Source organism: uncultured Arthrobacter sp. (genome assembly GCF_947495145.1).
Taxonomy (GTDB): domain Bacteria; phylum Actinomycetota; class Actinomycetes; order Actinomycetales; family Micrococcaceae; genus Arthrobacter_D.
The window spans coordinates 45426-63430 of sequence record NZ_CANLXP010000019.1 but is presented as its reverse complement, the minus strand read 5'-3'; the positions used below and the strand labels follow the sequence as shown (position 1 = coordinate 63430).

The 18005-nt window shown below is 61.7% G+C and carries 20 protein-coding genes, 1 tRNA gene and 1 pseudogene; 10 read left to right on the top strand and 12 right to left on the bottom strand.

All coding sequences use genetic code 11. The features are described 5' to 3' along the window. Window positions 1-108: 108 nt before the first annotated feature. Window positions 109-717, bottom strand: a complete 609-nt coding sequence (locus Q0877_RS13525) for a flavodoxin family protein (RefSeq protein WP_299168659.1) — start codon at window positions 715-717, stop codon at window positions 109-111. Window positions 718-795: 78 nt separating this feature from the next. Beyond that, window positions 796-1071, bottom strand: a complete 276-nt coding sequence (locus tag Q0877_RS13520) for a DUF2630 family protein (RefSeq protein ID WP_299168657.1) — start codon at window positions 1069-1071, stop codon at window positions 796-798. Between the two features lie 149 nt (window positions 1072-1220). Here Q0877_RS13520 and Q0877_RS13515 point away from each other — a divergent pair. Together Q0877_RS13515 and Q0877_RS13510 are read left to right on the top strand one after the other, a co-directional pair. After that, window positions 1221-1294: transfer RNA gene (locus tag Q0877_RS13515), tRNA-Val, on the top strand. A 167-nt stretch (window positions 1295-1461) separates the two neighbouring features. Beyond that, window positions 1462-1902: an Hsp20/alpha crystallin family protein gene (locus tag Q0877_RS13510; RefSeq protein ID WP_299168655.1), complete on the top strand. Its 441-nt coding sequence runs from the start codon at window positions 1462-1464 to the stop codon at window positions 1900-1902. A gap of 87 nt (window positions 1903-1989) precedes the next feature. On the opposite strand, the gene Q0877_RS13505 is transcribed toward Q0877_RS13510, so the two are convergent. Beyond that, window positions 1990-2451: a DUF4383 domain-containing protein gene (locus Q0877_RS13505; RefSeq protein ID WP_299168653.1), complete on the bottom strand. Its 462-nt coding sequence runs from the start codon at window positions 2449-2451 to the stop codon at window positions 1990-1992. Between the two features lie 422 nt (window positions 2452-2873). On the opposite strand from Q0877_RS13505, the gene Q0877_RS13500 reads away from it, so the two are divergent. Next, window positions 2874-3491, top strand: coding sequence for a hypothetical protein (locus Q0877_RS13500; RefSeq protein ID WP_299168652.1), 618 nt, complete (start codon window positions 2874-2876; stop codon window positions 3489-3491). Between the two features lie 16 nt (window positions 3492-3507). Next, complete coding sequence (locus tag Q0877_RS13495) at window positions 3508-4047, top strand: hypothetical protein (protein ID WP_299168650.1); 540 nt, start codon at window positions 3508-3510, stop codon at window positions 4045-4047. 77 nt (window positions 4048-4124) lie between these two features. On the opposite strand, the gene istB is transcribed toward Q0877_RS13495, so the two are convergent. Next, window positions 4125-4943 (bottom strand): IS21-like element helper ATPase IstB, encoded by an 819-nt coding sequence (istB, locus tag Q0877_RS13490; protein WP_299168648.1) that lies wholly within the window; start codon window positions 4941-4943, stop codon window positions 4125-4127. Next, entirely contained in the window at window positions 4940-6676 is a 1737-nt protein-coding gene (gene istA / locus Q0877_RS13485) for an IS21 family transposase (RefSeq protein WP_299168646.1), read from the bottom strand. The genes istB and istA overlap by 4 nt, the downstream gene beginning before the upstream one ends. A 254-nt stretch (window positions 6677-6930) precedes the next feature. On the opposite strand from istA, the gene Q0877_RS13480 reads away from it, so the two are divergent. Next, the gene (locus tag Q0877_RS13480) at window positions 6931-7134 is read left to right on the top strand and encodes a hypothetical protein (RefSeq protein WP_299168645.1); all 204 of its coding nucleotides are present in this window, start codon (window positions 6931-6933) and stop codon (window positions 7132-7134) included. A 13-nt stretch (window positions 7135-7147) separates the two neighbouring features. Here the strand turns inward: Q0877_RS13480 and Q0877_RS13475 are convergent, their stop codons facing one another. Continuing rightward, window positions 7148-7711 (bottom strand): cysteine hydrolase family protein, encoded by a 564-nt coding sequence (locus tag Q0877_RS13475; protein WP_299168643.1) that lies wholly within the window; start codon window positions 7709-7711, stop codon window positions 7148-7150. A gap of 110 nt (window positions 7712-7821) precedes the next feature. Between Q0877_RS13475 and Q0877_RS13470 the strand changes: the two genes are divergently transcribed. The 3 genes from Q0877_RS13470 (at window position 7822) to pstS (ending at window position 11083) form a co-directional block, all read left to right on the top strand. After that, complete coding sequence (locus tag Q0877_RS13470) at window positions 7822-8394, top strand: hypothetical protein (RefSeq protein WP_299168641.1); 573 nt, start codon at window positions 7822-7824, stop codon at window positions 8392-8394. A gap of 29 nt (window positions 8395-8423) precedes the next feature. Continuing rightward, entirely contained in the window at window positions 8424-9911 is a 1488-nt protein-coding gene (locus Q0877_RS13465) for an FAD-dependent oxidoreductase (protein ID WP_299168639.1), read from the top strand. A gap of 62 nt (window positions 9912-9973) precedes the next feature. Further along, window positions 9974-11083 carry a phosphate ABC transporter substrate-binding protein PstS gene (gene pstS, locus Q0877_RS13460; protein ID WP_299168668.1) on the top strand — a complete coding sequence of 370 codons (1110 nt, stop codon included), beginning with the start codon at window positions 9974-9976 and terminating at the stop codon, window positions 11081-11083. A gap of 202 nt (window positions 11084-11285) precedes the next feature. On the opposite strand, the pseudogene Q0877_RS13455 reads toward pstS, so the two are convergent. The 4 genes and pseudogenes from Q0877_RS13455 to Q0877_RS13440 form a co-directional block, all read right to left on the bottom strand. After that, a pseudogene (locus tag Q0877_RS13455) lies at window positions 11286-11732 on the bottom strand (SRPBCC family protein); the annotation flags it as partial. Between the two features lie 159 nt (window positions 11733-11891). Beyond that, entirely contained in the window at window positions 11892-12944 is a 1053-nt protein-coding gene (locus Q0877_RS13450) for a cation diffusion facilitator family transporter (RefSeq protein ID WP_299168637.1), read from the bottom strand. Continuing rightward, window positions 12941-13420, bottom strand: coding sequence for a transporter substrate-binding domain-containing protein (locus Q0877_RS13445; protein ID WP_299168636.1), 480 nt, complete (start codon window positions 13418-13420; stop codon window positions 12941-12943). Before Q0877_RS13445 ends, Q0877_RS13450 begins: the two co-directional genes overlap by 4 nt. Before the next feature lie 53 nt (window positions 13421-13473). Continuing rightward, window positions 13474-14286, bottom strand: a complete 813-nt coding sequence (locus tag Q0877_RS13440; protein WP_299168634.1) for an enoyl-CoA hydratase/isomerase family protein — start codon at window positions 14284-14286, stop codon at window positions 13474-13476. Window positions 14287-14405: 119 nt separating this feature from the next. On the opposite strand from Q0877_RS13440, the gene Q0877_RS13435 reads away from it, so the two are divergent. Beyond that, window positions 14406-14924 (top strand): DUF4262 domain-containing protein, encoded by a 519-nt coding sequence (locus Q0877_RS13435; protein WP_299168633.1) that lies wholly within the window; start codon window positions 14406-14408, stop codon window positions 14922-14924. Here the strand turns inward: Q0877_RS13435 and Q0877_RS13430 are convergent, their stop codons facing one another. Next, a complete protein-coding gene (locus Q0877_RS13430) occupies window positions 14925-15791 on the bottom strand; it encodes a CPBP family intramembrane glutamic endopeptidase (RefSeq protein ID WP_299168632.1) in 867 nt (288 codons plus the stop codon). It abuts the gene before it with no gap. Between the two features lie 105 nt (window positions 15792-15896). Here Q0877_RS13430 and Q0877_RS13425 point away from each other — a divergent pair, with 105 nt between their 5' ends. After that, a complete protein-coding gene (locus tag Q0877_RS13425; RefSeq protein ID WP_299168629.1) occupies window positions 15897-17279 on the top strand; it encodes a GH1 family beta-glucosidase in 1383 nt (460 codons plus the stop codon). A 7-nt stretch (window positions 17280-17286) separates the two neighbouring features. Here Q0877_RS13425 and Q0877_RS13420 read toward each other — a convergent pair whose 3' ends face one another. Next, window positions 17287-18003, bottom strand: a complete 717-nt coding sequence (locus tag Q0877_RS13420; protein ID WP_299168625.1) for a LysR substrate-binding domain-containing protein — start codon at window positions 18001-18003, stop codon at window positions 17287-17289. Between the last annotated feature and the right edge of the window lie 2 nt (window positions 18004-18005).

Below are 18005 nucleotides of genomic sequence, written 5' to 3'. Positions count from 1 at the left end.
ACCCCAGCCACCCGGCTGAACCAGCTGCTCACAGCGGCATGAACCCCAGCGTTGCCCCCACTACTTGACTTCGCCCCCTCTTTCGGGGCGTGTCCTGCCAACTCGACGCTACGGCGCTGGGTAGGGGGCGACCTTGAGGGACTTCGCCAGGTGGACAGCGTTAGCAGTCATGCCGGAAATGGTCGCGGCAACCGGGTCCGGCACCTGCTCCAGATCCTTGAAATCCACGGTCTGCATGGCTTCGCCCACCCAATAGACGCCGCCCTGTGCGGCGACTGTGAAACCGATGTCATTCAGGCCCTGATGCATTTCGGCAGTGACGTGGTGGGCGCCGTCCTCATTCCCGACCACAGCGGTCAAAGCAACCTTGTTGTACATGATCGGCCGGCCCTCGTCATCGGTGGAGGAGAGGTCAGCGTCGAGCCGTTCGAAGACGCGCTGACCCAGGCTGCACATGTGCCCCACCCAGATTGGTGTGCATAGGAGGAAGATGTCGGCGTCGAGAATCTGCTGGCGAAGCTGCGGCCATTCGTCTCCATTACCCATGTCGATCTGCACGCCGGGGGCAACATTGTGGTCAACCACGCGGGCCGACGACGTCTCCACACCCTGTTCCTTGAGCTTGCCGAGGATGTGGTTGGCCATGACTTCACTGCTCGACGCGTCGGGCGAGGGTGTGAGGGTGCAGATGAGCGCAAATGCTTTGAGGTTTTCCATCGAGTTCCTTCCGTTGAGTTGGCAGGACACGCCCCTTATGAACGGGGTATCGGGGCGTGTCCTGCCAAATCGATGTGATTACTGGCGGTAGCCCTCGACCTGATCGATGGGCCTGGCCTCTGCTTCCTGCGGGCTCTCCCCCGCATCTTCCTTTGCGCGCCGCTGACGGAGCAGGTCCCAGCACTGGTCAAGCTGCTCCTCGACCCGGCGCAGCCTGGTCCGGCGGTCTTCCTCCGTCGCATCCCCGCCCGGAACACCTTCTCCCGGGTCACCCCCCGTGGAAGAGGTGTCCCGCAGGGTGTGCTCTTCATCGACGAGCGCCTGGATCCGCGCCATAATGTCTTGATCGTTCATGACAATCTCCTTCGCTGACTTCGAGAAGTGTGTACCTCGTCTGCAACAGCCCGGGTTTGTAAGGCTACTTACTAGTAGCCCGGATATCCACCGGTTCCGGCGTTTGCATGATCCCTGCGCCGATGCCCTAAACTGACTGGGAACTATTCGCCTGTGTAGCTCAGTCTGGTAGAGCATCCGCTTCACACGCGGAAGGCCCGGGGATCGAGGCCCCGCGCAGGCACTGTTCGATGGCCCGTCCCGCTCCCGCGGGGCGGGCTTTTTTCGTCTGCCGCGCGTTCGTTCTGGGCGAACAAAACTTGTTAGCACTCTACCAATCAGAGTGCTAATCTAATTTCAGGTTGAGCGGATGTGACTCAACCCCCAAGATCTGATAGGGAGTGAACCATCATGGCTATGAAATTTGACCCATTTCGTGAACTGGACCGTGTGGCCGGCGCACTTCTCGATACCCGCCAGGGCCTGCGCCTGATGCCGATGGACCTGTACCGCGAGGGCGACCACTACATCCTCAACGCCGACCTTCCGGGCATTGATCCTGGCTCCGTCGATATTGACGTCGACGGCCAGCTGCTCACCATCCGCGCGGAGCGCACCCTGCGCAACGTCGAGGGAGTCAAGTGGCTCACCCGGGAGCGGGACAGCGGATCCTTCCTCCGGCAGCTGAACCTTGGTCAAGGCATCGACATCGACGCGATTTCTGCACGGTATGAGAACGGTGTCCTCAGTGTCACCATCCCAGTCAGCGAGCGCGCCAGGCCCCGCAAGATTGAGGTGGTTTCCGGCGAAGACGCCCAACCGGTTCGAGGCGACAAGGCCGTCGAAGCCTAACCCTCAGCTGGCCAGGCCCCAGCAGACAAAGAACGACGACGGCGGGTTGCGGCCCGCCGTCGTCGTTCTTTTCTGCCTATCCGTATATTACCGAGCCTCAACCGTGCGGTGCTTGGGCTTGAGCGCGAGCGCAAGGCCAATCATTCCGATGGCGAGGACAAGGTGCAGGATGTTGTCCGCCGCGTTGACGGGTACGAAGTTAGCCGCCGAGTCCTGCGGCACGATGAGCCCGTAGATGAAGAGCACGGCGTAAATGACGCCGCCCCACAGGAGGAAGTTGTACGCTCCGGTAGCCGTCTTGGCCATCACCACGCCGGCCACTCCAAACAGGAGGTGAACGATGTTGTGCAGGATGGAAACCTGGAAGATCCCCAGAAGCTGCGCCTCCGAGTCGCTGCCGGCGATGGAAAGCGTGTCGTAGTTGCTGGTGATGCCGGGAATGAAGCCCAGAATGCCAACCAGCAGGAATACAACTCCGACCGCCAGAGCGGCCTTTTGGATGTTCGTTCGGGTGGCGACACCCGATCCTGATGAATGTGTTGAAGCCATTTCGCTATCCCCTCTGAACTTGCCGCCGTGGCGGGCACCGACGTTGTGGTCTTGCGAGTTGAATGGACACTATGTCCCGCCATTTGTAATGCCAGCGTGCCACAACCCGGGAAGAATAGGAAGCTTGCTTAGTTACTGTTTTATAACCCTTACTTGACGGGCCGAGAGCTAATGGCGGGAGTACAAGTGGCTGTGTCAACCGTAAGTGGCCCCGGTAGGACGGTCATTTCTGGCCCCACTTGGTTACCTGCGGGGTTGCTTGATCAACTCGTCATTCTTGCTCAGGTGCTTTGGCCGTCGAATTATCACGATTTGGACTCGACGGTCGTCCGCAGGAGGCGGAGCATTGTCGGTGGTCGCGGATCTTACTAGGCTTCGATCAGCCGGAGCCATGGGGGGTAACGGCATAAGCAATGGAGTCAATGATGATGCATTTGCGAAAGCTCACCGCTGCAACGGCCTGTCTGGCCCTGGCGATGGGACTGGGGGTCACGGGGGCGCAAGCGAAGTCAGATACGTCTCAGTCACCTGGAGAAGTCAAGAAGGAGCAGCCGCTCAAGTTCGTCGGTTTCGACAAGCAGGTCGCCAAGGAGAACGGCTACGACATCCGGAAGGACGCCAACGGTATCGAGTACTCGATACCTGCGAGTGTGCCGAAGGGTGACATGACCGGGGCCGTCTATGGACCCGGGACTGGGCCAAAGGCCGAGATCAGCTTGATGGCGGGTGGCTTCGTCGAGGGTGATTGCGGTAGCGCATCGTTGCTTGGTAGTGGCAAATCATTCACCACCGGCTACACAATCCACTGGTACCTGGGGCCTTCAGCGAGGCACACCTGGCGGGTAGTTGTTTCTTCCGGGTACGGCTATGAAGTTTTCAACATGGATGGCTGGTTTGGAGGAAGCGCTTGGTCTGCCCAGCGCGGGATCTCGTTCAAGGGCTTGCCTTATTCCGGGTACGTCTCGGGCGGTAGGGTCACCACCGCAGCCGGCTTTGTGTGCTCTTCGCTGAGTCCAAGCGATAGCTGGTACGGATACTAAGCCTGAAGGGGGCATCGTGCGCTTGGAAGATGACTACATGGGCGCGTATAGGGCGAGATTCGAGCAGTTCGGCATCCCGCTGCTCAGCTTGTCATCCGCCGACCGATTCGTCCTGAATCGGGTCAATTGGGAGGGCACGAGTGAAGATCCAACGGACATTGCAGAGGTGTCGTATATCGATACCAGACGTAAGGATCTGAAAGTTCGGACGTCCATTCGGACCTATCATGCCGGTCATGTCACGCGATCGAGGGTGGATAACCAAACATCTCTCAACAACCACCTAGTGACGGCGTTTTCCCAGCAACTTGTTCCGGCGAAAGGTTTCGGGCCTGGCTTCAGAACGGTGCTTGAGGATTTTGAACGGCGGACAGCTGGCATCAAGCTTCGTGATTCTACGTTGCTGATCGATGACGAGAAGGTGGTCTGCAGAGCCGGTAGTTTCGACTTCATGTCAGTGGCCGAGGTTGTCATCAAGGATCGGGTAGCGACGCTCATCGGCCCGGACGGCTTCCTTGAAGAGCCGCTGTCCAGCGCGGTCCTTCCGGAGTACTGAGACAAAGGGAACGGCCCTGGTTCCAGCCGGGGTCGTTCCCTTTGTCCTCACTGTCTCACCCTTGTTTCCGTCTCGATTCACCTCGCGGCCTGGTGAGCCAAGGTATGGGCAAGGCGGTAAGAGTCAGTACCGGTTTCGATAATCGCTCCGTTGAAAGTGAGCCGGTCGACGATCGCGGCACAGAGTCTGGGGTCGGTGAAAGTTTTTGTCCAGCCGGAAAAGGACTCGTTGCTGGCGATCGCGATGGAATTCTTCTCCTCGCGTTCGGTGAGAACCTGGAAGAGAAGCTCAGCGCCGCGCCGGTCGAGTTCCGTATAGCCGAGCTCGTCGATGCAAAGCAAGTCAACCCGGCCATAGCGGGCGATGGTCTTGGCCAGCATCTTCTCGTCCGCTGCTTCGACCAGTTCGTTCACGAGCCGGGTGGCAAGCGTGTATTTGACCCGGTACCCCTTCTCCGCTGCAGCGGTACCCAGCCCGATGAGGAGGTGTGATTTTCCGGTTCCGGAGTCCCCAATGAGACAGAGGGGTTGCCCCTTGCGGATCCACTCCCCGGTGGCCAGAGTGTGAATGGTCGCTGAGTTGATGTTGGGGTTCGCGTCGAAGTCGAAGTCTCCGAGCCATTTATCCCGCGGGAAGTTCGCTGCTTTCACCCGTCGGGTTGAGGATCGGCGGTCCCTGTCGTCGCACTCAGCCAACAGCAGCTCGGCCAGGAACCCCTGATACGACAGCTGTTCCTTGCCGGCGACGGACAGGGCTTCATCGAGGACCGCACGCACTGTTGGCAGACGTAACCGGCGACAAGCTTGGTCCACGGCCGCCACTGCAGCCTGCTCAGTCAATCCGCGGCGCCTACGGAGGGTGGGCGTGATTGTGGTGGTTGGTGCGGCAGGACTCACGAGATGTTCTCCTTCGACGCAGCGTTAGTGGAACCAGCTGAGATGGGTTGCATGCGTATGGCCAACAACTCGTCATAAGCGTTGACCGACGGGGCCGGCCGGTTATCCGCCGGCAGTCCGGCGATGACGGCAGCGGGATCCATCAACCGACGCTGGGTCAGGCTGACAACTCGTTGCTCGCGCTGATCAGCATGAGCACCACGATGAACACCCGAAGGGCGGCCCGAGATGGCCCCACCCACCGGCAGCGACCGACTACCCGCCGCATCATTTACAACATCGCTCATCGCGACGTGCCGGCGGGCTTCGACAGCGACGACATCAGCGTTGACCGCTCCCACCTCGAGCGCGGCGCGGATACCGGCCTGGATGTCATCGGCGGACATGGACCTGTGAAGGAGAAGAACGTCGATGAGCTCACGTGTTCCGTCTGAGTCACCATTGACGCGACGTGACGCAGCCCAGAACGCTTCATGAGCGCTTGTGAACGTCCCAGCGTCGCGAGCCCTCGACAACGCGGTGGAGCCAGGAAGGGCGCCAGGCTTAGTACGCAGAACCTCAAGGTAGTGATCGAGCTGCACGGACTGCCCGTGCTTGACGGTAATCCGATGATGCCGAGCCAAGATGGTGCGCCCGTCAAACACGACAATCTCGGACGCCCGGAGCGATACCCGAACCTGCTGGCCGATGAACCGGGCCGGAACCGAGTACTTCACCATCCGCACCGTGATCATCGAAGATCTATCCACCCTCGGTGTCAGCACCACCCCGGGGTCGAACGCCTCTGCTGATAGCGGCGCGAACAGCGGTCGCTCAAAATCAAAGTCCTGGCCGACCGTGCGAATCCGATCACTAATGCGCCGCGCTTCGTCCTGAGCTTCCCATTCGCCTATACGACCGTTGAGCTCATCCAGGGAACCCACGATAGGCATCGGAGAAAGACGGTTGCGGCGAAACCAACCCACCTCGCCCTCAACGCCACCCTTCTCGTGCGCACCGTCAATGCCCGGTTGACAGTAGAACGCGTCGAACCCGTAGTGGGAGCGGAACAACACCCACCGGTCGTTTTCCTGACGCTGCCTACCCTGCCCAAACACGACCGCAGTCACCGCGCTGGTCAGATTGTCATAGCGGATATGTCTCGTCGGGATTCCGCCCAGGGCGGTGAAGGCCTCGATATGACCTTCAAGAAAAGCTTCCTGGGCCTGCGTCGGGTAGACCCGGTGAATAGCCTTGCCCGAATAGGAAAGCCGATAGACAAACATGTGGCATTTCGTCTTCACCCCGTTCAACACGACCCAGACCTCACCGAAGTCCACCTCGGCCTCCGCCCCAGGTGCGTGCTCCTGCGGAACGAAGACCTCGACCCGGCGGCCAGCCTCGACATCGATCTGCGCGCGTCGAACTCGGACATAGTCGCGGACGGTCGAATACGACAGCTCTTCCGCACCATGCTCCTCAACGAGCCGGGCGAGGATCCTGCGTGCGGTATGGCGTTGCTTCCGCGGAGCAGTCGTGTCCTCCACCAACATCGCATCGATCACGGCCTTAAACGGTTCCAGCCGCCGGGACACACCCTGCCTAGGCTTACGTTCCGGCGGCGAAGCAGAGGTCAAAGCCTGCCGGACAGTTCTCCGGTGCACTCCGTGCCGGACCGCCAGCGCACGAACAGAAAGTCCCTCAACTCTGGCATCCCTACGTATCCGTGCGAATAAATCCACCCTTGACTCCATCCGAACCAGCCCTCCGTCGCGCTCATCAATTGATGAGTCCAACGGTGAGGGTGGGGCCACACATAACCGTCACAACAAGCCCGGCGAGTCACGAAGTGGGGCCAGAAATGACCGTCCTACCGGGGCCCACTCAAACCTGTCACAGTCATACAAGGATTCTCCGAATGGTCAGGAGCTACCCAGACCCTATTCACCAAACATTCAGGAACGGACAATAGTGTGGCGTCAATCACACTGACGAAAGGTCTCTCCTGATGACTGCCGAGCACTTCCCACCCGCAGACTTCTCGACGTTGAAGCGCGGCCAGCAGATTACGCTCCGGCACGCTTCCGGGAACCAGTTCACCGGGGTACTTGAGGACCGGGCTGATGACGCCACAGTCGTATGGGTCCGCTCTGATGACGGCGCAGGCCGTCGCCTCTTTCATCGCGAAGACGGTTACAGCATAGGGGTGTGACGGAGCTGAGTGCTCAGCCGGACTGCTCCGAGAACAGCCGCCTAACTTCATCGGCGCCGAGGGTCTCCTGGCGGTATTCATCCATGAGGACCCCCAGCACATTCTGCGCGTATTCATCGTTGGTCGAGGCAATTGCGTCCTTCGCGTAAACCACCCGCAGGTTGTTGGCATAGGCGTCGGCGGCCGTCTGCGCCACGCAGTTGTGTGTGGAAACGCCGGCAAGGACCACGGTCTCCACGTCAAGATTGCGCAGACGTTGCAGTAGATCCGTCCCGAAAAACGCACTGTCCCGCGTCTTCACCAGTTCAGGTAGCCCGGCCGTGTCCAGCCCGTCAACGGGTTCGGTCTGCTCCGTGCCGCTGAAAAGGAAACCCTGGTCGTCGTCGAGCATGCTTACGGTCCACGTCGACTTGTCCCGCTGGTGCTCCGTACGGATCACATAGACCGGAGCTCCTTCCGTGCGCGCATCAGAAATAGCGGAGTTGCATGCCTCTACCAAAGCGTCCTGCTGGTTCCCCAGGGACTCATCCTCGAAGAATGCCTTCTGCATGTCGATAATCAACAGCGCAGCCGTCATGTTTTTCTTTCCGTTCCAGGATGTCAGGGTCCTTAGACAGCATACTTACCAGTTTCCCTTGAGGCCCACCCGGACGGGGTCTACGGTTGGTCCCACGGAGGTGATCAACCGTGCGAACGCGTCTGCCCGGCGTAGCGGCGCTGCTCGCCGTCGTCATCCTTCCGGGTTGCAGCTCGGAACTCACCGCCGCGCCGGTGCCGCCCTACTTCCAGCCGCTGCCGGTCACCGTGGAGCCGGGCTCGGCCTTTCCGCTCCGGACCGCTTACAGCGGGTGGTGGGACACACTGGCCTTCGCTCCGGGCACCGCAGGACTCCCGCTGCGCGTGGGGCTCGTCCAGGCCGATAACGGACAGTTCCTTGCCGGTTATGACCGCAGGGCCGGCCGTCAGATTCCAGGCGAGGACCGGAATCCGGATCGCGGGTGGCCGTCCGGCGCTATTCTCGCCGTCGATCTATCCACAGGCGGAGTGTGGGACTGGTTCACGGTGTCCGACGACGGCCTCCCCACCCCTGATTTCAAGGACAGGGTTACTGCCGAACAGGGCTATCCGCCCATCGCCGGCAGCCTCGACCCCGGCACCTTTCACACGTTCCTCCGTGATGAGGACACCGGCGAGGTGATTTACCTCGGCACTGCGCCCGGCGACCTGCCCGACAGCACCAACATCGAACTGGACTGGTAAACAACCGCATTCCTGAAGGAGAACTGACCGTGAAATCCCTTTGGCTTGAATCTTCACCGCGCATTCCCGCCGACACCTTCCAGGAGGGCGCCCAGTACGATTCAGTGGTTGTCGGGGCCGGTATTACCGGGTTGACCACGGCAACACTGCTTGCCCGTTCCGGCCAGCGGGTGGCGGTCCTGGAAGCGCGCACGGTCGGTGCTGTCACCACCGGAAACAGCACAGCGAAAGTCTCCCTGCTGCAGGGCACGCAACTGTCATCGATCATCAAGCACCATGGCGCGGCGCTGGCCCGCCATTACGTCACCGGGAACCGTGAAGGCCAAAGCTGGCTGTTGCGGTTCTGTGACGAGTCCGGGGTCAGCTATGACGTCAGGGACGCCATCAACTACGCAATAACCGACGACGGCGCGCGCCTCCTCAGCGAGGAACGAGACGCCTGCGCCAATTCCGGACTCACAGCCGTGTTGGAAGACTCGTCGGAACTTCCCTTCGCTGTGACACGCACTTTGCGCGTAGCCGGTCAGGCGCAGGTGCATCCCATGGAGGTACTGGCCGCGCTGGCCAACGACCTGCGGAAGCACTCAGGGCAACTGGTTGAGGAGGTCCGGGTCACCGGGGTGAAAGCGGGGGCCACCAAGGGCGAGCGGACGACCATCCAGACTTCGCTAGGTGACGTATCGGCGGCCAATGTCGTCATCGCCACCGGCACGCCGATCCTGGATCGTGGCGGACACTTTTCCGTCCTCAAACCGCACCGTTCCTATGCGGTGGCATTCACGGTGCAGGATGAGATTCCCGACGGCATGTACCTCTCGGTGGATTCGCCCTCCCGGACCCTGCGCAATACAACCGTGGAGGGCAGGCCGTACCTGATCACCGGCGGTAACGGCCATGCGGTTGGACGTGAGGCGCATACCCAGTCGCTCGTTGACGACATCATCCGCTGGACCCAGGACCACTTTCCCACCGCGCAGGCAGCGTTCAGCTGGTCCGCACAGGACTACCAGCCGGCGTCGTCGGTTCCCTACGTCGGCAGGATGCCCATCGGCGGCCAATCCATCTATACAGCAACGGGATTCAACAAGTGGGGATTCACCAATGGAGTGGCTGCAGCCCTGTCCCTGTCCGCGGAAATCCTCGGTGGACACATGCCCTGGGCGAGGGAACTGTACAAGACGAGAGTGGGCAAGCAGGATGCGCTCAGCACTGCGAAAACCAACGCCGGCGTCGGCCGTGAGCTGGTGACCGGTTGGCTGGGCGGGCTGGCACGGACCTCCCACGCCCAACCACTGGAGGGGCAGGGCGTCATCGTCCGGGAGGGCGCACGGCCGGTGGGAGTGTGCCAGATCGCCGGAGTGACCCACCGCGTCTCAGCGGTATGTCCCCATCTGGGAGGAGTATTGAGCTGGAACGACGCCGAACAGTCCTGGGACTGCCCGCTCCACGGATCGCGCTTCACGCACGACGGCGTGCGGCTTGAGGGACCGGCCACCCGGAACCTTCAGGCACCGTAGGGCCGGTTCACCACTTGTTCGACGTGGGTTCATCCAGCATTCACCTGTATCGTGGGCGTGTGATTTTTCGCCGCGTTCTTACCATCGCCCTTGGCTGTGCCGCCGGCCTTACGGTCGCGTCCTGCGGCTCGGACTATCCGCTGGGTCCGGAACAGGAAGCGGCAGCGCAGAACGCAACCTCCACCCTGAGCGGAACCATCACCGGCGCCGGATCTTCGGCCCAGGGGCCGGCGATGAACGCCTGGCAGGCGGAGTTTTCCACCATGCACCCGGACGTGCGGGTGCAGTATTCGCCTGATGGTTCGGGGGCAGGACGCGGGGCGCTCCTCGCAGGAGCCGTCGACTTCGCGGGCTCGGACGCGTACCTCAGCGAAGAAGAACTCGAGGAGTCGCGTGAAGTATGCGGCCCCGAGGGCGCGTTCAACATCCCGGCCTACGTGGCACCGATCAGCATCGCCTTCAACCTGCCGGGCATCGAGGAACTGAACCTCGATGCCGAAACGATCGCCCGCATCTTCCGTGGCGAGATTACCCGTTGGGATGACCAGGCGATCGCCAGCCAGAACGAGGGCGTCGACCTTCCCGACACCCGGATCACGCCGGTAAGCCGCTCAGATGACTCCGGAACAACTGAAAACTTCACCGACTACCTGCATGCAGTGGTGCCGGAGATCTGGACCAACGAGGCTGACGGCACCTTCCCGTCCGGTCTGGCCGGGGAGAACGCCAAGGGCAATGCCGGCGTCGTCAGCACGGTTACCAGCACTGAAGGTGCGGTTACCTACGCGGATGATTCCGCCGTCGGGCCTCCGCTCGGCAGGGCGAAACTGCTGGTGGGCGATGAGTATGTAGCGGTCAGCCCGGAAGCGGCTGCGGCCGCCGTCGACGTGGCTGAGCCGGTGGAGGGACGCGCAGAATTCGACATCGCGCTGGACCTCGACCGAAGGACAACAGCGCCGGGCGCCTACCCGCTGGTGCTCGTTTCCTACCACATCTTCTGTTCCACCTACGAGGACGAGGAAACGGCGAACCTGGTCAAGACCTTCGGTTCCTTTGTGGTCAGTGCAGAGGGCCAGCAGGCTGCGGCAGAGGCCGCCGGGAGCGCGCCAATCTCAGAAAGCCTGTCCGAGCGGGCCACGGAAGCGATCAGCACAATCAGCGTCGAGAGCTGACGCATTCACCCACACGCAACGGAGGGCACTCCCTCAGGAAGTGCCCTCCGTGTTCGTATTTGCGCCGGGTGGCGGCTTATGCCGGGTTGGCTGCCCGCGGTCCGCCCGACTCCGGATCATCCAGTGACGGATCGGCAAGACCTGCGCCGCCTGCCAGTGGATCAACCGTCTGGCTGGCTGTAGCCGAACCCGAGCCGGGGGCGTTCACATCACCGCGCCAGGCGCCCGTCGCGTTTCCGGTGTTCTCGATGAACTCCTTGAAACGGGCAAGGTCGGACTTCACCTGCCGATCATCAGCGCCGACAGCAGCACCGACCTTCTCGGTGAAACTGTCCGGATCCCAGTCCAGCTGGACAGTTACCCGCGTGGTGGTGTCATCCAGCCTGTGGAAGGTTACGACGCCGGCATGGGACTTCCCGTCGGTGCTCTTCCAGGCGACGCGCTCATCCGGATGCTGCTCAGTGATCTCTGTGTCGAATTCCCGCTCGACTCCACCGATTTTGGTCACCCAGTGGTTATGGGTGTCGGAAATCTGGGTAATCGACTCAACCCCGCCCATGAACTCCGGAAAGGTTTCGAACTGCGTCCACTGGTTGTACGCGGTGGATACCGGCACTGAGACGTCGATGAATTCCTGAACTGTAGCCATTGTCTGTTCCTCCTTTTGCTGGAACTTCACGTGGAACAAGTCGCGGCCTTGTTCGACCGCTTGACCGCCACGCTAACCCACCGGGCATCACGGATCAATAAATTACTAAGTTTACTTAGGGTTCTGCCAGCAAACGGCCGAATTCTCGTTCCGAGTGGCCTAAGGGATCTCTGAACCGCTCGTGGCCAGGCCAGGCAGAAACTCTTCAGGCAGCTCAGCGACCGGCACAATCACCATGTCCTGGACTTTCCAGTCCATCTCCACGCACGCGTCGCGGGCCTTCTCAAGCCGCCGCAGCGTTGCCCTCGGCCACTTCCGTGGTACCACGAAGGATTCGACGTGGAACACGTGCCCCTCATCACGCACCCTCGACCTGGCTTCCCGGACCCAGCTCAGGCTCCGGAGATAGGAGTCGATCCGCTCGCCCACCGGGTCCGGTCTGGAGTCGTCATAGGTCCGGGCACGGGTGTCGGTCAGGCCTCCCACTGCTCCTCGTAGATTCTTGATCCCGTCGCGCAGGATGCTGGTTGAGATAAGTAGCGCAGCTACGGAGTCAGCCCACCACAGGCCCACGCCGATTCCCAGAACGCCCACCGCCGCAGAGAGCGCCGTCATCCAGTCAGCCTTGTTCATGTCCGCGTCGGCGTAGAGCACCTTGTCATGGAGCGTTTTGGCCAGCTTCATCTTGATGATCCCGAGCACCACCGGAGGTCCAGCGGTCAACAGCATTGCGAGCACCATCAGCCATCCCAGCCAGAAGGTGTTGCCCAGCAGGGTAACTGCGCCGATCGTGGGATGCTCGGCTGTTATCAGGCCGATCCCCGAGTCGACAATGAGGTACGCGCCCATCACCACCAGTGCCACTGCTGCAACGAGATGCGCCACGCCAACTGCACGGTGGTAGCCGTAGGGGTGCGTTTCAGAGGGGCGACGGCGGATAACCCGCGTCGCCACCAGAAATGAGATCGGCGGGAGGAAGGAAAGCAGGTCCTCGATCCAGGCAGCCTTCATAGCCTGCGAGTTTCCCAGCACCAGATACACCAGGAAGGTGGAGAGGGCCAGGAAGACTATGGTGATCCATTCCCACTTGACCGCCTTGCGCAGGGCGCGCCGCTGTTCCTCAGGCAACTCGGTGTGACCGAAGCGTGCTGTGCCCTTTTCCCTTGTGCCCTTTTCCCTTGCGGTGCTCACGGCTTCCTCTGCGGCGCTCACAGCGCAACCTCCTGCGACTGCAGGAACTGGTCCAGTTCCAGCAGGAATGCGTTCTCGCCGAGGGGGACGAGCATGACGTGCTTGACGGTTTCTCCGCGTTCGTTTGTCGTCTCGGTATACGGGCGCGTGATGCCGGCCTCCTCGATCCAGGGCGTATCAGCACCGAATCCGCCGATGGCCAGATCGAGTTCTCCATGGCGGAGGTCGTCGGCGAGTTCGTGTTCAGCACCGGGCACCCATTCGATCGTGGCATCCAGCGTGTCCGCGAACTCCCGGACAAGTCCCGGTTCAATGCCTTCGGGTTCTCCGGCCGGTGGCAGCTGAACCCACTGCGCGTTCTCGCTCACGCCCACCCTGAGGACTCCTTCGGACACCTTCTTCAGGGTTCCTTCCGGGTCCTGCGGGATGGTGATTCCACAGGACGTCAGCCCGAGAAGGAGAGCAAGTCCGGACACAGCCGCGCGAATCTTCAGCATGCTTAGCAACATACCCCTTCGCTAACTTTTCCGCAGGTCAGGGGCACATTTGGTCAGCGTCCGGGAAAGTTGGGGCGTTCCTTTGCGAGGAACGCGCGGGTTCCCTCGGCCTTGTCTTCTGTTGTGAAAGCCTCGCGGAATGCCTCAGCCTCAATGGCAAGACCTTCAGCGGTCGGTTTCCCCTGGGTAACGGACAGCGTCTTTTTGACGAGCGCGACGGCGGCGGGAGACTGGCGTGCCACCAGCGCCAGCGTGCTGTGAGCACCGTCGAGCAGATCTTGTGCTGTGTCAAAGAGTGCTGTGACGAGACCAGCGCTTTTCGCTTCCCCTGCATCCAGCCGCCGCCCCGTGAAGAGGAGTTCGCGCGCCAGGCCCGGTCCAACGTATTGCGGCAGCCGCACGGACCCGCCGAATCCGGGAACGAGGCCAAGGCTTACTTCCGGTTGGCCGAAGGACGCTGTCGACGCCGCATACACAAGGTCGCAGGCCATCGCGAGTTCGCAGCCACCGCCCAGGGCGAATCCGTTCACCGCTGCGATGACCGGGACCGGCAGTTGTTCGATCGTGAGCGTGACCTGGTGCATGCGGGAGCTGTATGCGTGGGCTTCCTCCGGTGTCATCGCCGTCATCTCACGGATGTCCGCTCCGGCGACGAAGGCTTTTCCAGCACCGGTGATGATGACGCCGCGGACCGGCCACGCGCCGTCGTCATTGGTAAGGACTTCCGATACTGCTGCCAGGCAGTGGTCAAGATCTTCAATCACCCTCGAGGACAGTGCGTTCAGCGCGTCCGGTCGATTGACCGTAATAGTCAGGACCTTGTCACGGATGTCTGTAAGGAGCGTGGTGTAGGCGGGAAACTGCATGCCCCCAGCGTAGCCACCCGGTGACCACCCGGTGGCTAAACTGCGCCCCTGATAACCGAAGCATCAGAAATGTCGGAGCGGGATGACACCTTTGGATCAGCACATCGAAGGAGCACACCATGACCGATCTCATCTTTCATCCACACTGCTCTTCGCTGGAGTTCTCCAACCTGCGGCGGGATGACGTTTTCGACCGGGAACGCGTCGAGGCCCAGATTGCACAGGAGGGGTTCCTGTTGCGCTTCAGCGAGGTCAACGGGGAACTGCCCTGTGCCTACACAGTCGGGCTTACCGAGCGGGGGCTTCCTGAACTGATCCTCTATGGGCAGAGTCTCGGTCACGTGCGCCATGCGTGGTCGTTGATGGAACCCGTGCTGCATCGGCTCACGCAATCAGGAGCACGGCTTTTCCACGGGCAGTTTGATGGGCGGGCTGTGGGTGTGCGCCGGGCATCGTTGCGCAGGCTCCGGGATGCGTTTCAGTTTTACGGCCAGGACGGTTTCAGCGCGCTGCAGGTCTACTGGATGGTGGGTTCGGACAATCATCTGCCGCAGCAATGGGAGATCCGGTTCCTGGCCGCGCAGCCTTTCCTCGGGGACGGCACGCTGGGAGACCTCGTCGATGGGGACAGTCCATAATCAGGGCAGCAGCTCAGGCGGAATCAGGAGCAGCAGGGCAACACCGGTGCCGTTGAACACAATATGGGTAACTATCGCTGCACCCAGCCGTCCGGTGAACACTGTCAGCACGCCGCACATCAGCCCAACCGTGAACGTACTGAGAAGCAGATAGATGGATGATCGGAGGTCCGGCACGGCACCGGTATGCAACAGACCGAAGGCAAGGGAGCTCACCAGAAGGGCCAGAACGGTGGAGGTCACAAGGGACCGCCGCTGCACCGCAGGTGTCACGGCGTCGTGGCGGTTGCCCGTCCGTCGGAGCCACAGTGCATTCTGGATCCCGCGCAACACCAGTCCGCGGTTGAACAGCTCCTCAAGGAATGGTGCAATCAGCACACCACCGAGAACGCCGTTGATGAGCAGCCAGACGGTATCGCCTGTGAGAAACAGTTCCGCATTGCCCTGGATGACTTCACCGTCCTCGAGGGGCCACAGCAGGGTCAGGACCGCGAGGATTACCGCCAGCACAATGCGTGCGGCGATTCCGACGCCAAGTCCCACAGCAAGGTCAATCCACCGAAACCGCAGACCGAAGTCGCGGGCAAGCGAGCGGAATCCGTGGCGTCGCGAAGCGTAGAAGGTTACCCCGAACATCGCCGTCCACGTCAGCAGCAGGGACGCAAATATCAACGGCGGCCCGAAAGGGAGCACTTCAACGAGCGCAAGCGTGCCCAGCAGTGGCAGAGCCACCACAAGCACCAGCCCTGCCAGCGCAAGACCGGCGCCCCAACGCGGGGCGAGGGGCCCCTCGGGAGTCAGCTGGCTCGGGTTGGCCAGGCGAAACGGCGTGGGCCGGACTGCGGGTGGAGGAAAGGATCGAGCCATGAAAGCACCCTATCCGGCCATGCCGGGAAGAAACCGGGTCGGGGCAGTTGACGGGCGGGGGTGGGGAGCTCTTTAGTGAAGGGACATCGAGATCAGGGAGTGCGGATGAGCGAGTTCGGATTGCCGGCGGGATTCGTATTTGGGACCTCGACGGCCGCAGCGCAAATCGAGGGTGCAGTCAATGAAGGCGGCCGCGGACCGAGCATCTGGGATGAATACGCGAGCCAGCACAGCAACATTCTTGATGCATCGAGCCCGGCCATCGCGTGCGACCACTACAACCGGTACGAGGAAGATTTCGATCTGCTCAGGCAGTTGGGCGGCAAGGCCTACCGCATGTCCATCGCCTGGCCCCGCATCCAGCCCACCGGCCGCGGGCCCGCCAATCCGGAAGGGATCGCTTTCTACCACCGGCTTCTCGACTCCCTGCTGGAGCGCGGCATTGAACCGTGGGTCACGCTGTATCACTGGGATCTTCCGCTGGCGCTGCAGGACGCCGGCGGCTGGCAGAACCGGGACACGATCGATGCCTTCGCCGATTACACGCGAATCCTCCGCGACGAGTTCGGAAGTAAGGTTGCCGCCTGGATGACGGTCAATGAACCGGTGGTGCACACCGGCGTCGGGCATGCGATCGGGAGGGCGGCGCCGGGGCTCATGCTTCTGGGCAGTGCCTTCTCTGTTGCGCACCACCTGCTGCTTGCGCACGGGCGCGCCGTGCGGGTATTGCGTGAAACGCTGGACACGCCCATCGGCGTCGTCAATAACCACTCCCCCGTGGAGCCAGCCGGCGATTCCGAGAAGGAGCGCAACCTCGCGCTTCTCTACGACCATTACCACAACGGCCAGTTCGCGGCGCCGCTACTGACCGGTGAGTACCCGGCTGATCTTGCGGAAATCGAGGGCATGTCCTTCGAGGTCATCCAGGACGGGGACATGGAGATTATTTCAACTCCCCTGGATTTCTACGGGATCAACTACTACTTCCCGACGAAGGTCGGCGCAGCTCCGCCGCTGTTCCCGGTTCCGTTCATGCCTCGTGATTATTCAGACGTGCCGAAAACCGACTTCGACTGGCCGGTCATCCCCAGCGGGCTGACCACCATCCTCAAACAACTCAAGGAGCAGTACCCCAACATTCCGCCGATCTACATCACCGAAAACGGCTGTGCCTACGACGACGGCCCCGGCGGAGATGTGGAGGACACCCGTCGGATTGAGTTCCTCGAAAAGCACCTGGCTGCGATCGGGGATGCGATTGCCGATGGCGTCGACGTGCGCGGCTACTTCCACTGGACCCTTGTGGACAACTGGGAGTGGCAGGAGGGCTACACCAAGAAATTCGGACTGATCCGTATGGAGCCCGCCACATTGGACCGAGTTCCGCGGGCGTCCTTCCACCGGTATGCCGAGATTATTGCTCAGCACAGTTCGGCAGACGCCGGCGCTGGACCCGCTGCGGCACCGTTGGCTACCGAAGCGTCCTGAAAACCAACTAACGACGGCGGCCGCGGCCGCGAGCGTTCGGCGCACCTTTAGAGGTCCCCGGCTTGTTCCTGGTCCTGCCGGGGGCAGACCTGCCCTTCGCAGACTTCGCTGCCTTCTTCGGCTCGCTACGGGTTTCCTTTTGCCTGGGTGCTTCCTTCTGGGCCGACGGCTGCCGTGAACTGCGCGCGGTCCTGCCCCGCACTATGCCGATGAATTCTTCGATGTCGTCCGTGGTGTTATCAGCAATCCAGGCGACGGCGATGGTGGTCGAAGGCGAATCCGGCACAACCCGGACCTCCACATCACGCCGGTTGTAGTGCCGGGCAACCGACATGGGAAGCATCACGACGCCGGCACCCGACGCCGCAATCTCGATGGCCATCCGCGCTCCGCCGCACTCCTCCACGTCGAGGACATTCTCAGTTCCCAGTTCAGCAAGCGGCACCTCGTCGAGCAGGGAGAGCTCATTCTCCTTTGACATAACCACCACAGCCAGCTCCTCATAGAGCGGGATAACGCTGAGTGCGTCCCTGTCCACAGGCAACCGTACAAAGGCGATGTCCACAGAACCGTCCCGAAGCGCTGAAGCCAGCGCGCCGGCGTCGTACTCTGTTGCTTCGATGGGAAGGTCGGGATTACGTTCCCGCCAACGCCCGACCCACTTGCCGGGTGTCACCCCGGGCACAAAACCGATACTCGGGGCGGAAGGTAGGGGCTCGGGCACGT

Excerpts from the sequence above, each read along its gene's own strand:
- Q0877_RS13505 (WP_299168653.1), bottom strand. The coding sequence starts at position 2,451 with ATGGCTTCAACACATTCATCAGGATCGGGTGTCGCCACCCGAACGAAC.
- Q0877_RS13435 (WP_299168633.1), top strand. The coding sequence starts at position 14,406 with ATGACCGATCTCATCTTTCATCCACACTGCTCTTCGCTGGAGTTCTCC.
- Q0877_RS13445 (WP_299168636.1), bottom strand. The coding sequence starts at position 13,420 with ATGCTGAAGATTCGCGCGGCTGTGTCCGGACTTGCTCTCCTTCTCGGG.
- Q0877_RS13525 (WP_299168659.1), bottom strand. The coding sequence starts at position 717 with ATGGAAAACCTCAAAGCATTTGCGCTCATCTGCACCCTCACACCCTCG.
- Q0877_RS13440 (WP_299168634.1), bottom strand. The coding sequence starts at position 14,286 with ATGCAGTTTCCCGCCTACACCACGCTCCTTACAGACATCCGTGACAAG.
- Q0877_RS13520 (WP_299168657.1), bottom strand. The coding sequence starts at position 1,071 with ATGAACGATCAAGACATTATGGCGCGGATCCAGGCGCTCGTCGATGAA.
- Q0877_RS13480 (WP_299168645.1), top strand. The coding sequence starts at position 6,931 with ATGACTGCCGAGCACTTCCCACCCGCAGACTTCTCGACGTTGAAGCGC.
- Q0877_RS13500 (WP_299168652.1), top strand. The coding sequence starts at position 2,874 with ATGATGATGCATTTGCGAAAGCTCACCGCTGCAACGGCCTGTCTGGCC.
- Q0877_RS13430 (WP_299168632.1), bottom strand. The coding sequence starts at position 15,791 with ATGGCTCGATCCTTTCCTCCACCCGCAGTCCGGCCCACGCCGTTTCGC.
- Q0877_RS13425 (WP_299168629.1), top strand. The coding sequence starts at position 15,897 with ATGAGCGAGTTCGGATTGCCGGCGGGATTCGTATTTGGGACCTCGACG.
- Q0877_RS13475 (WP_299168643.1), bottom strand. The coding sequence starts at position 7,711 with ATGACGGCTGCGCTGTTGATTATCGACATGCAGAAGGCATTCTTCGAG.
- istA (WP_299168646.1), bottom strand. The coding sequence starts at position 6,676 with ATGGAGTCAAGGGTGGATTTATTCGCACGGATACGTAGGGATGCCAGA.
- Q0877_RS13510 (WP_299168655.1), top strand. The coding sequence starts at position 1,462 with ATGGCTATGAAATTTGACCCATTTCGTGAACTGGACCGTGTGGCCGGC.